The following is a 12,225-nucleotide window of genomic DNA, read 5'->3' as shown; positions in this document are numbered from 1 at the left end:
GTATGACAGAGAATGCACATCGCCACAGCTTCAGGGGCAGAGCGACCCTGGGGGCGATGTCGTGGAATCTGCCCAATGACGGCTGGAGTTCTCCGTGGGGATGTGAAGATGAATGGATCCCGCCGGATGATGAATGGCGGAAGCGGATCGGTCTGGCTGAGGATGCAGAAGCTCCAGAGGACATTCACGCGAAGCCTGATCTGGCCGAAGCACGAGGCAGCAGTCCTGCAAGGGCCGAAGAGCCTTTGGGGCTAGGGCAGATGATCCTGCGCTTCGAGAAAGAGGAGCCGGAGGAAGATCCCCCTCCGCCACCGGTGAAAGCCCCGGTCATGTTACCTCCCCGGCGGACCCCTCTGGAAGCCGTCAAGGCTCCGGCACCCGCGAGTCCTCCCCCCACGGTGGCGAAGCCACCTCCGGCCATGAAGACGGGGAGTGCACCTGCCGAGATCCGCGTGGTGCCGCGTTCCGTAGGCGTGCCGAAGCAAGCCGCCCGCTCGGCTCCGCCAGTGCCGGAGAAGCCCCAGCCTCCGAGTGAAGATGTGGAGAGTGTGAGCCCTCCTGTGCGCAAGCGCATCCCGCGTCGCTCCAACAACTATGCCTGGGGCAGTCTCATTTCCCTGAGCTTAGGCACCCTGGGCTTTACCCTGCTGGCATGGATTTATCTGCACGATACGCCGCGTGAATCGGATGAGGATTTACGGCCGGTCATGGCCTTCGATCAATCCCCCACCACCCAAGCGGTGAAAAAGCTGCGCGCTTTTTTAGACTCCATCCAGCCCCCGGAAAATACGGCCTTGCAGGATCAGTCTGCCTGGACCTGGGATACGCCTTCTTTAGCACTCTTGGTTAGGTCAAATGGTACTGCTTTCGATAATCTGCGGGACCTCTTGGAGGACTATGACTGGCATCCGCATCATGCCGAGTGGCATCGGGAGGATCTCAGTCAACACCGCTCCTGGTCTTACGTGGGGCTCCTCTTGCAGGCGCAGTCCGCTTACCTGGAGCGGCGTGGCGATGAGGAGCCCGCTCTCGTGTCAGCCATTGATCTGGCGGAGTTGAGCCGACGTCTTCAGGAGGTTTGGGCCTGGCCCGGCTACATGCATCGGGCGATGGAGTTGCATGGAGATGCGGTGCAGTTGCTGGCGGAGTTGCTTAAAACCACGCATTTGGATGGTGCCACCCTGGAACGGTTTCAGACCGAGTTCACCCAATGTCAGCCACGGGATGAGGTGATGAAGCAGGCCAGCGCCGCTTACTACGTGCATGAGAAGAAGTTGCTGCTAGGCCCAGCCAGCGGGGAACTCCTAGACACCATGCCCGGCGGTCAGCTCCACCAGCGTCCGGGGAGGCTGTTCTTTAAAATGAATGAGACGCTCAGTCTCTTTGCCGATGCCTTCCGCCAGCTTCGAGATGAGGTGACACGGCCTCCTTACACCCGCCTCTCCGTCAGTGTGGAGCCGGTGATCCGGCTGACGACCCCGCGCTTTTATCACCCCAATTCCAGCGGTGAGACTTACTTCAGTGATCACATCGAGGGCTACCTCGCCTTGCCTCAGGAGCATAGCCTGAGCAAGGCACGGCATGGGCTGGTGAGCTGCCTCTTCGCGCTGCGGCGTTATCTAGCGGAGAAGCGCTCGCTGCCGAAGGAACTGCGCGAGCTGGTGCCGCAGTATCTCTCGGCGGTGCCTCTCGATCCCTTTTCGGGGGAGGCACTGCTGTATGATCGGGATCGCGGTCTGGTTTATTCTGTGGGGGTGAACCTGATCGAGGAAGGCGGGAGGCCCACCAACCCACCGCTGAATGATGATCGTGAGCCTACCGTCAGCCTGGGGGTTGCCGTAGCAGCTCCGGTGAAGAAGTGAAGGCGGGATCAGACAAGGCGACTGCGGTTTTCGCCTGAAAGCCGCCCGGCGGAAGGTGGCGTTATAGGGGTATGATGAAGCCTGACTTCCTCCATGTGTCACGCAGGCACTTTTTCACCCAGAGCGGTCTGACTCTGGGCTCCGCCGCACTGGGCTCGCTGCTGGCCCGTGATCTGCCCGCGCAGTCTCCCATGGAGAAGCTGGCGGCTGCGGCCCCCCACTTTGCCCCGAAGGCCAAGCAGGTGATCTACCTGCACATGATCGGGGCACCTTCACAGCTGGACTTGTTCGACTACAAGCCGGTGCTGCAGAAGCATGACGGGCAAAAGTGCCCAGAGGAACTGCTGAAGGGAAAGCGCTTTGCCTTCATCGGCGGAGAGATGACGCTCGCGGGCTCCACCTATCAGTTTAAAAAGCATGGTCAGAGCGGGCAGGAGATGTCTGAGCTACTGCCTCATCTGGCCACCGTAGCTGATGAGATTTGTGTGCTGAAGGGCATGCATACGAATGAGATCAACCATGCTCCTGCACAGATGTTTCTGCATACTGGCTTCGGCCAGGGTGGACGCCCCAGCTTAGGCTCCTGGGTGACGTATGGTCTGGGCAGTGGGAATCGCGATATGCCCGCCTATGTGGTCTTGCTCTCGGGGCCGCCCGGAGGTGCTGGCACAGCGCTGTGGAGCACCGGCTTCCTGCCCAGCGTGTATCAGGGTGTGCAGTTCCGCAGCAGTGGCGAGCCAGTGTTGTTTTTAAACAATCCCAAGGGACACTCGGCACAGGATCGCCGGCAGGTGCTGGATGCGGTGCGGGCGCTGAATGAGCGCCAGCTCGGTCTGGTGGGTGATCCCGAGATCGCCACCCGCATCAGTCAGTATGAGATGGCGTATCGCATGCAGGCCAGCGTGCCTGAACTGATGGACATCTCTCAGGAAAACGCTGCCACGCTGGACATGTATGGCGCGAAGCCCGGGCAACAATCCTTTGCCAACAATTGTTTGTTAGCCCGCAGACTGGTGGAGCGCGGTGTGCGCATGGTCCAGCTCTATGATTCTGACTGGGATCATCATGGCGGGCTGGATAAACGCTTGCCTGCTAAGGCCAAGGATGTGGATCAGGCCATGGCCGCGCTGGTGCGTGATCTCAAGCAGCGTGGCCTGCTGGATGAAACCTTGGTGGTCTGGGGCAGTGAATTTGGCCGCACGCCACTCCGTCAGGGCGCGGATGGGGAGGGGAAACAAACCGCCGCAGGACGAGACCACCACAAAGACGCCTACACCATGTGGCTCGCCGGAGGAGGCGTGAAGGCAGGCGTCACTTACGGCCGCACCGATGAGATGGGCTTCAATGTGGTGGAGAATGGCGTGCATGTGCATGATCTCAATGCCACGCTGCTGCATCTGATGGGGCTGGATCATGAGCGACTTACCTTCCGCTATCAGGGGCGGGATTTTCGGCTCACCGATGTGCATGGAGAGGTCGTGCGACCCATCCTCGCCTGAGGCTCCAATGTAAGATTTTTGTTTGTTGTTGGATTTTCATGTCTTCGGCTTTATCGGGGAGGCTAAGTTCACCTTGATGAGCGCTTGCCCTGAGATCATTCCTTACCAAGACGGCGTCGTTGCGCGTGAAGCCTTGGCGGAATTTCTGCATCAAGGCTGGCCTGATGTGCCAGTGAAACTCTGGCGGCAGCGCTTCACCCACTGGTGGGATGAGAATCCTGTCCGCAGCCCCCAGTCTCACCTGGGTTACGTGGCGCTGAAGGAGGGGGAAGTCATCGGCTTTGCAGGGGGCATCCCGGCCCTCTTTGCGTGGCAGGGGCAGCCTGTGCAGGGCGGCTATGCCACCAGCTTCCGGGTGCATGAGGATTACCCCCGGATCGCCGCAGAGATGTTTCTCGCTCAGCGGGAACTGATGAAAGAATACCTCATCGTTCACTCCACTCCGCTGCCCCGTATCCGTGAGGCATTGCTCAAACTGGGTGCCCGTGCGGAAACTCAGATCACCTGCCATTATCTCGCCCTGGGAAAACTGGCCTGCTTCAATGGCTTGCAGAGCTGGCCCTCACTGGACCCCAGCCTCCGTGTCATCAAGGACTTGACCGAGGTGCATCAACTCGCTCGGCCTTATCGCGATGCGGAACGACTGGAGAAGTGGGTCTCCTTGGACTCTTTAAAGTGGTATCAAGCCTCTCCCGTGAGAAAGCACCACTTCGTTGGGGTGGTGGATGCTCAAGGCACCCTGAGTTCCTTTGTATTCATCACCCCACGTCGTCGCAAAGGGCTGCCTGCCTGGGACGTGGTGGAGACCTTCACCACGCGTGAGGAGAGCCATGAGCTGCTGGCCCTGATCGGGGCGGTCACCCAAGATCCGGGCTTACTCCCCTACGACCATGGGCGTTTGCTCACCATTGCAGACTTCGAGCAAGAGCCTGCGTTCTTTGGCATGCCCGCCCTGCTCCGCAGGCAGGAAGAGGTCTGCCACTATTTCCTGCTGCCACCCGCTTTCCAGCACGTGCGTAAGCACACCGTGCTCGCTGAGGGCGACATCGGCATGTGATTCCATGGGCATCTGATCCGTCAAGGACGGGCATTAACTTGATGCCCAGATGAAATCTTCCCTTGCATGAGGCCGATCCTTCTCGAAATATCCAGGACTCCAGATGCATGGATAGCTCAGTGGTAGAGCGGCTCGTTTACACCGAGTTGGTCGGGGGTTCGAATCCCTCTCCGTGCACCATTTTTAGGCGCTCTGGCTTATAAAGCCCCACGCGAGCGCAGATCAGCCTTGTTCTACAAAAGCGGGGTTCCGTGGTGAGCTCGCCCGATCCTATGAGATGGGTTTAACGCGAGAAGGCACGAAATCCCGGCGAGACACCTGAAATCAAAACAAGCCCGTGGGTGCTGATCGAGACCCGATTTGTGTGAAGCTGTCGATGCCTTGTTTCAGTTTGCCTAACCGGATGTGTTTCGATGGAGATGGGCTCGATCTGAAAAGTTGCAAAGTTGCCCAGCTATACACGGCAACTTTGCAACTTTGTCAGGAGATGCCTCAAGCTTGTCTGAAAGCCAGCTCGGGATTTCGGCATGTCAATGTTTCCAAGTTTCCATGTCTAGGGATGGAAACATTTCTTCACGGTCATGGAGGACCTGATTGACCTTCGTGGAGTGGATAACCCACCGTCTCAACGCCCCTCGATAGACGTGTGAAAAAGTTGCCAAGTTGCCGTAGCTAAGCACGGCAACTTGGCAACTTTTCGATCTCCCTTCAGCGGTCGTCGATCAGAAGGATTGAATGAGGTTGTCTGGCTCTCCAAGTGCCAGCACCTTACATTCAATGATAGCTAACAAATGATGTGATTGTGGGTATCTCTTCATATCATTCATACCCTCTTTAGCGTTTAATAGTGACATAATGACACATATATTCGCTAAGGCCTACGCAGGGTTGTTCGAATACGTCCACGAGCTCTCACCAGACAGTGATGAGGACTCAAAGTTGCCGAGTTGCCGTGCTTAGCTATGGCAACTCGGCAACTTTGCGATGGGGTGTTAACGGAGCGTAAAAATTCGATCAGAAGCCAGCCCTGAAATGTTTCCAAGTTTCCATGTCTAGGGGTGGAAACATGGAAACATTTTCCCTGGTATGCGTCATTTTGCCTAACAGGTTGTATTTCAACGGTGAACGGTAAAAGCCCGAAAAGTTGCCGTGTATAGGGTGGCAACTTTGCAACTTTTTGAAACCTCCCTTATCCTCGCCAAGCAAACGCCCAAGCCTCACGAGTGGAAGCTTGGGCGATTAAAGGAGCCTCGAATAGTGAGGCGGACGATGTTACGCGGCTGCAGGCAGGGCCTCAATCTCATCCATGGCGCTTTCAAAGACGGAGAGGATGTCTCGGCTCGGCGTGGTCTGATGGGAGAGGATGCTGCGCACTTTATCGTGAGAGAGGAGCACACCGCGCTGATGGCCTTCGTTGGCTCGGTCAGAAAACACCAGGAAGGCAGGATCTTCAGACTTACCTGGGAAACGCATGCCCCAGGCAGGACGAGTTTCCATCACTTCACTGAAGTCAGCCTCATCCCAGTTACCGCCGTTGAGGCCTTCGCCCAGCCAGACGGTGAGGATGTTGTCCGCCACAGCTTTGAGATGGCGGCTTGTGCGCTCGAGGAAAATGCACACCGGCTCAGCTTCTTCCAGGATCTCTTGGAAAGCGGGCTGACGAATCTGCGGGGAGATTACGGAGATCACAGCGCCAATGTGAGCCACAGCGAGGGTGATCAATTGCAAATCCGGGCTGTGACGCAGAACGGTGACGACTTTGTCGCCACGATTTACACCGTTCTGCTGAAGCCAAGTCGCGATGCGCAGGACGTTCATCCAGGCTTGCTCGTAGGTGAGTTCCATGCCGTCCACCGTGAGGGTGGTTTCCGGCGTGCGCTCGGCGGCATCCGCCAGGAAAGCGCTAAGGTGGAAGGGGCCTTTGGGCCGTGCATCCATCCAGGGGGAGACACTAAGACCGGTCTGAGGTTCTGGAAGATTTAGCATCATATGGATTTTATAATGAATGTGAATCTTAGCAACAGGAATTCCCGCATTTGGGGGTGTTTACAGAGGCGCTACTCTGTTTTTAGAAAGCAGTTACCAAGTTTATAATTTTTTTGAACTGAGCTTCATCATCGGATGCAGCTTAGTCCGGGCCAATGTGACTGGCGGATTCAACGATATTTTAAGATCGCCGTCAAATAGTCCTTCGCGAAAGATGACAATGGATCAGTAAAAAACTTAATTGCTGGTCGAGATTCGAGGATTTTTCCTTCTGCGAGGAAGACCACCCAGTCAGCCACCTGTTTGGCAAAGCTGACTTCGTGCGTGGCCAGAACGATCTGTTGGCCATCCTGGGCCAGTTCGCGGATGACATCCAGCACCTCCCCTGTCATCACCGGGTCCAGAGCGGAGGTGGGCTCATCCAGCAGGAGGAGGCGAGGTCGGGAAGCCAGCGCGCGCGCGATTGCGGCCCGCTGCTGCTGCCCGCCGGAGAGTTCGGCTGGGCGCTTGTGCGCATGGTCGGCGAGGCCCAGACGCGTCAGCAACTCGTGGGCGCGGTCTTGGGCGGCAGCCGTTGTGAATCCGTGCACGACGGTGAGCGGTAGGGCCACATTTTGCTGTGCGGTCAGATGTGGAAAGAGATTGTAGCCCTGGAAGACGAAGCCGTTTTGCCGTAGGGTGCCGAGAGCGCCAGCCGGGTCGTGAGGTAAGGCTTGGTCATTGACCCGCACGTCCCCGGAGTCAGGGATGAGCAGGCCGCCGAGCACACGCAGGAGGGTGGATTTTCCCCCGCCGCTGGGACCGAGCAACACCACGACACGGGCATCATCACCGGTCTTGAAACTAGCGCCATCCAGCGCGGCGAAGCTGCCATAGCGTTTCACCACGTTCAGAGTTTCAAGTTTCATAGGCGAACCTCCTTTCCAAGCGCCCGGCATACCAGGAAAGGGGCAGTGTAACGATGAGATAGGCGGCAGCCAAGGGCAGGTAACCTTCGAGCGCGGTGTAGCTGCTGCTGTTCAAAATGCGGACCTTTTGCACCAGTTCCTCAATGGCGATGACGGAGAGCAGCGAAGAGTCCTTGATGAGGGAGACGAGCTGCCCTGTGGTCCCCGGTAGAGCGCGCCGCACGGCCTGGGGGATGATAACATAGCGGTAGGTCTGCACCGTGTTGAAACCCACGGCCCGGGCCGCCTCACGCTGGGTAGCGCCGATGCTCTCTACGGCTCCGCGAAAGATCTCGGAAAGATAAGCCCCTTCAAACAGCCCCAGCAGCAGGGTGCCCACCAGCAGCTTGTCATTCACCTGGAGCGCCGTGGCGATGATGTAGTAGCCGATGAGGAGTTGCACCAGGAGGGGAGAGCCTCTGAGTAACTCGACCACGCCAGTGGCGAAGAGGCGAAGTGGCAAAATAGGACTGCGCCGACTCAACATCAGGGCGAATCCTACGAGCACGCTTAAAACCATGGCTACCACTGAAATAGCCATAGTGGTCAGCCAGCCCCATGCGAATTGATAGCGATAGGTCCAGACACTTTCCCAATTCCACCGGTAATGCACCGTGCTGAAGGTGAAATATAAAGCTAGCGCAGCCGCCGTTAGCAGGACCAAGGTCCAAAATAGGCTACGGGCAGTGAGGGAAAGCATGGGAATCAAAAGAAAGCCGGAGGTTTATAGCATGAAGCATTAAGACTGCCAGCCTCGGTGTCGGCTTGGTGCTAAGGAGCAGTGGTTTCTGCGCCCGCTTCCTCTTGAGTGGCGGCCAAAGCCGGATCACTCAGGGCCTCGATCCCCTTGCCAGGCTGGTTTTGACGCGCCTGGAGGAAGTGCCTCAAGCCTGTGCTGATGCCCTGGATGAGCTGCTTCTGATAGTCCGCTTGCTTCAGTTTCGCCGCTTCATCGGGATGGGTAAGGAAGCCGCACTCCACCAGCACGGCTGGCACCTGGGTGCGGGTGACCACCGCATAGTTCCGCTCCTTGATGCCCCGGTCCACCGCCTGGGTGAGCGTGCAGAGCTGCTGCTGGATGGAGGCCGCCAACCAGCGTCCGCGCAGATCCTTCACCGCGCTGGAGGTCAGCTTCCACCGGGCTTGGAGGGCGCGCTGAGCCGCCAGTGTCTTATGCTCCGTGAAATAGGTCTCGATGCCGCTGACGTCGGGATTGGCACTGGTATTGAGGTGAAGGCTGATGAAGGCGTCGGCTTGGAGATCGTTGGCGATGGCGGCCCGCCCCTCCAGGGGGAGAAAGACATCACTCTCACGGGTCATTTTCACACGCATCCCATGGGCGAGCAGTTGGCCGCGTAGGTCCAGGGCCAGCTTCAGGGCCAGTTCCTTCTCCAGCGCCCCTCCGGCAACAGCACCGCCATCATGCCCCCCATGCCCCGCATCCACCACGATGAGCGGAGCGTCCATCTGCCAGGGGTTGAGTTGAATCCCTGGGACGGCCTCCAGGCGATCGGAAAGCCAGCCCAATGTCAGAAAAACCGCCCCGAGGGCCAGGTAAGACAGCGTCCCGCGCAGATATTCCCCGAAGAGGGTATCCTTTACTGTGGCAGGGCTGGACCGACGTTTTTTCAAAAAATTGTTCGTTATTTTAAAATATCTCTTGGCCTTAACTATTATAATCACTAAAATGCGCGCATGAAAGCGCTGCCTGCTGTTTTTTTCCCGAAGCACCCGCGTTGGCTCTTAGCGGCTCTTGCCATCTGGACCGCTCCGCAGGTGCAGGCGCAGAATTACCCTCCAGCAGGTGCTGGCGTGGGTGCCCCTGGGGCCGTCCAGCAGCCTTACTATCGCCAGGCTGGCTCCGCCTATGTTCCCCCGGGAACGACACGGCAGGCCACCCTGAACTCGACACCTCAATACCAGCCCGGGTTTGGCACGCCGCCGAACTACAAGCCGCCGACGGTGAAACCCACCTCGACCCCGAGCAAGCCGAAGTCCCCCACCAGCAACACCTCTTCCACGACCAGCACGCGTTCAAAACCCGTGAGCCTGGAGACGAAGGTGGCGCGTCTGGAGAAAAATGACGCCCGCCAGGATCAGCGGCTAAACCATCTGGAATTTGGCAAAGGCGGCCAAGGCCAGGGCAGCAGTCACGCCGACGGCGGTGTTTACACCGTGCGCCCGGGGGATACGCTGTGGCGCATCGCCGAGCGGCACAATACCAGCATCAATGAGCTGAAGGCGGCCAATCGTATCTCGGGAGAAACCATCACAGTGGGGCAGTCCCTGATCATCCCTGGCTACAGTGGCATCTCGCTGCTGCAGGAGTCGCCCTCCGGCGGAGCCCACATCGTGCGTCCAGGAGATACCTTTTCCCAGATCGCTCAGACCCATGGGCTGACCATGGACACGCTGGCTCGGGCTAATCCCTCCGTTTATCCCGACCGCCTGCTGGTGGGAGAGCGTATCGTCATCCCCGGTCAAAAGGTGGGCACCACCCCCGCCGTGCTGCCCAATGAGCGCCAGAGCATGAGCGCACGCCTGCACATTGTGAAACCTGGGGAAAGCCTGGGGGCCATCGCCAAAGGCTACGGTGTCTCCACCGCCAGCATGGCCGCCGCCAATAAGCTGAAAGACGCCAATCTGATCGCTCCAGGTCAGAAGCTCCTCGTGCCGGGAGGCTCTGCGTCTCCCGCCCCACGCAGTCCTGCTCCAGTGTATCCACCAGCGGATTCAGATACGGTGCCTCTGCCTGGAGCGGGGCTCTATGCCACCTCTCCAGCCCCCGCTCCCACCCCGGCGCCCCAGCTTGCCACGGTGGCTCCGGCACCGGAATCTGCGCCAGCGCCGAAGCCAGTCTCCGCTCCCGTCAGCAGCAATCGCCGCGGCATCGTGGCCTACCGCCTGGAGCGTGGGGATGACATCCATACCGTCTCCAACCTCTTTAACACCACCCCAGAGAGAATCCGTGAGCTGAACAAAATGGCTCCAGATGCCAAACTGAAGGAGGGGGATGAAGTCGTGGTTCCCTCCCTCGGAGCTGTGTCGCTGAATTGACGGGAGGCTCTCTTCGGTCAAGGGTGGCGCATGTCCCTCATCGGCACCCCACTTTCTTCCACTGCAACTAAAGTTATGCTCCTCGGCTCAGGTGAACTGGGCAAGGAGGTCGTCATCGAACTCCAGCGCCTCGGCTGTGAGGTGATCGCTGTGGATCGTTATGCCAATGCGCCTGCCATGCAGGTGGCGCACCGCAGCCACGTGATCTCCATGCTGGATGGTGAGGCCCTACGACGTCTCGTGGAGGTGGAAAAACCGAACTTCATCGTGCCGGAGATCGAGGCCATTGCCACGGATACGCTGGTGGAGCTGGAGGAGGAAGGCTTCACCGTGGTGCCCACGGCCCGGGCTGCCAAGCTGACTATGAACCGCGAAGGCATCCGCCGTCTCGCGGCTGAAGAACTGGGGCTGAAAACCTCCCCGTATGTGTTTGCCCAAACCGAAGAGGAATTCCGCGCTGCCATCGCCCAAATCGGCATGCCCTGTGTGGTGAAGCCCATCATGTCCTCTTCCGGCAAAGGCCAGAGCGTGGTGAAAACCGAGGCGGACATTGCCCACTCCTGGCAGTATGCGCAGGAAGGCGGGCGCGCCGGGAAAGGCAAGGTGATCGTGGAAGGCTTTGTCGAGTTCGATTACGAGATCACCATGCTGACCGTGCGCCACGCCAGTGGCACGTCTTTCTGCGCCCCGGTGGGACATACTCAAATCAAAGGCGACTATCGCGAGTCCTGGCAGCCACATCCGATGAGCGACAAAGCCCTGGCCGCCGCCGAGCACATGGCCGGTGCCATCACGGAGGCGCTGGGAGGCCGGGGGCTCTTCGGCGTGGAGCTTTTCATCAAGGGCGATGATGTGATCTTTAGTGAAGTGTCTCCGCGCCCGCATGATACCGGTCTCGTGACCCTGATTTCTCAAGATCTGTCCGAGTTTGCCCTGCACGTGCGGGCCATCCTGGGCTTGCCGATTCCGAACATTCGCCAGCATGGGCCGAGTGCCTCCTGCGCCGTCCTCGTGGAAGGAGACTCTTCCCAGGTGCAGTTTGGCCAGCTTGATCAAGTGCTCGCCGAGCCCGATACGCAGCTCCGTCTGTTCGGGAAACCCACCGTCAGCGGTCAGCGCCGCATGGCCGTGACGCTGGCCCGGGCAGACAGTGTGGAAGCTGCCCGTGGCAAGGCCCATCGCGCGGCTCAAGCGATGGAGATCAAGCTGTAAGCCGGGAGAACTTCCTTCCGGGTAAACGAAAAAGCCTCCGAGATCCTGGATCTTGGAGGCTTTTTAGTTGGAATGGTTTTTGTTAGGCGGTCACCACCTTGCTGTCGGCGATGTCATCGTGCAGGGTGTTATGACCACTGCGGAAGATGCACAGGGCATCGACGATGACGGCGATGCCGCCGATGATGGGGATAACGGATGCCACCCACACAGGCAAAAGCCGATGCGTGAGGATACGGGTGCGGTCGATAGGCGCGCCACTTTTACGGACAATGCGGATCTTCATCACCTTTTTGCCAATGGTCTGGCCTTGGAGCAGGAAGTTCCAATTGATGCCGAGGATGATGGCCATGGTGAGCAGGCTCCACAGAAAGGGCTCCAGCATACTGACGGTGCCCGCAGAGACGCGGGTATAGTAGCCGGCGATGAGCTGACAGACCGCCGTGATGCCGCCTGCAATCAGGCCATCGACGATTTGAGCGACCAGGCGGATCCACGGCGATGCCAGCGGCTGCGTGGTGGGATCTGAAGGTGGAATGATATCGGCCTGAGGGGGCAGGTAGGGATTAACTTCGCTCATAGGAATCAGTGGTATTGATGTTATG

10 protein-coding genes and 1 tRNA gene are annotated in these 12,225 nt (G+C 58.7%); 6 read left to right on the top strand and 5 right to left on the bottom strand.

The window, feature by feature from the left end:
- The first annotated feature begins 2 nt into the window (after positions 1 to 2).
- The 4 genes from B5D61_RS21310 to B5D61_RS21295 all read left to right on the top strand — a co-directional run bounded on the left by B5D61_RS21310 (position 3) and on the right by B5D61_RS21295 (position 4,598).
- Entirely contained in the window at positions 3 to 1,862 is a 1,860-nt protein-coding gene (locus B5D61_RS21310; protein WP_139373414.1) for a hypothetical protein, read from the top strand.
- 74 nt (positions 1,863 to 1,936) lie between these two features.
- Positions 1,937 to 3,361, top strand: coding sequence for a DUF1501 domain-containing protein (locus B5D61_RS21305; protein WP_425440078.1), 1,425 nt, complete (start codon positions 1,937 to 1,939; stop codon positions 3,359 to 3,361).
- A 76-nt stretch (positions 3,362 to 3,437) separates the two neighbouring features.
- A complete protein-coding gene (locus B5D61_RS21300; RefSeq protein ID WP_139373413.1) occupies positions 3,438 to 4,418 on the top strand; it encodes a hypothetical protein in 981 nt (326 codons plus the stop codon).
- A gap of 105 nt (positions 4,419 to 4,523) precedes the next feature.
- A tRNA-Val gene (locus B5D61_RS21295) sits at positions 4,524 to 4,598 on the top strand.
- Positions 4,599 to 5,690: 1,092 nt separating this feature from the next.
- Here B5D61_RS21295 and B5D61_RS21290 read toward each other — a convergent pair.
- The 4 genes from B5D61_RS21290 to B5D61_RS21275 form a co-directional block, all read right to left on the bottom strand.
- Entirely contained in the window at positions 5,691 to 6,407 is a 717-nt protein-coding gene (locus B5D61_RS21290; RefSeq protein WP_078815463.1) for a class I adenylate-forming enzyme family protein, read from the bottom strand.
- A 167-nt stretch (positions 6,408 to 6,574) separates the two neighbouring features.
- The gene (locus B5D61_RS21285; protein WP_078815462.1) at positions 6,575 to 7,312 is read right to left on the bottom strand and encodes an amino acid ABC transporter ATP-binding protein; all 738 of its coding nucleotides are present in this window, start codon (positions 7,310 to 7,312) and stop codon (positions 6,575 to 6,577) included.
- Positions 7,302 to 8,051, bottom strand: a complete 750-nt coding sequence (locus B5D61_RS21280; protein ID WP_078815461.1) for an amino acid ABC transporter permease — start codon at positions 8,049 to 8,051, stop codon at positions 7,302 to 7,304. Before B5D61_RS21280 ends, B5D61_RS21285 begins: the two co-directional genes overlap by 11 nt.
- Before the next feature lie 71 nt (positions 8,052 to 8,122).
- Entirely contained in the window at positions 8,123 to 8,983 is an 861-nt protein-coding gene (locus B5D61_RS21275) for an N-acetylmuramoyl-L-alanine amidase family protein (protein WP_078815460.1), read from the bottom strand.
- Between the two features lie 63 nt (positions 8,984 to 9,046).
- Between B5D61_RS21275 and B5D61_RS21270 the strand changes: the two genes are divergently transcribed.
- The gene (locus B5D61_RS21270; protein ID WP_078815459.1) at positions 9,047 to 10,408 is read left to right on the top strand and encodes a muramidase family protein; all 1,362 of its coding nucleotides are present in this window, start codon (positions 9,047 to 9,049) and stop codon (positions 10,406 to 10,408) included.
- 30 nt (positions 10,409 to 10,438) lie between these two features.
- Positions 10,439 to 11,620 carry a formate-dependent phosphoribosylglycinamide formyltransferase gene (purT, locus tag B5D61_RS21265; RefSeq protein WP_078815458.1) on the top strand — a complete coding sequence of 394 codons (1,182 nt, stop codon included), beginning with the start codon at positions 10,439 to 10,441 and terminating at the stop codon, positions 11,618 to 11,620.
- Between the two features lie 82 nt (positions 11,621 to 11,702).
- Here purT and B5D61_RS21260 read toward each other — a convergent pair whose 3' ends face one another.
- Positions 11,703 to 12,200 (bottom strand): RDD family protein, encoded by a 498-nt coding sequence (locus B5D61_RS21260; protein WP_176159588.1) that lies wholly within the window; start codon positions 12,198 to 12,200, stop codon positions 11,703 to 11,705.
- Positions 12,201 to 12,225: the final 25 nt, after the last annotated feature.

The sequence above is a fragment of the Prosthecobacter debontii genome (genome assembly GCF_900167535.1).
In the GTDB taxonomy this organism is placed as follows: domain Bacteria; phylum Verrucomicrobiota; class Verrucomicrobiia; order Verrucomicrobiales; family Verrucomicrobiaceae; genus Prosthecobacter; species Prosthecobacter debontii.
This window is presented reverse-complemented; position numbering and strand designations above follow the sequence as displayed.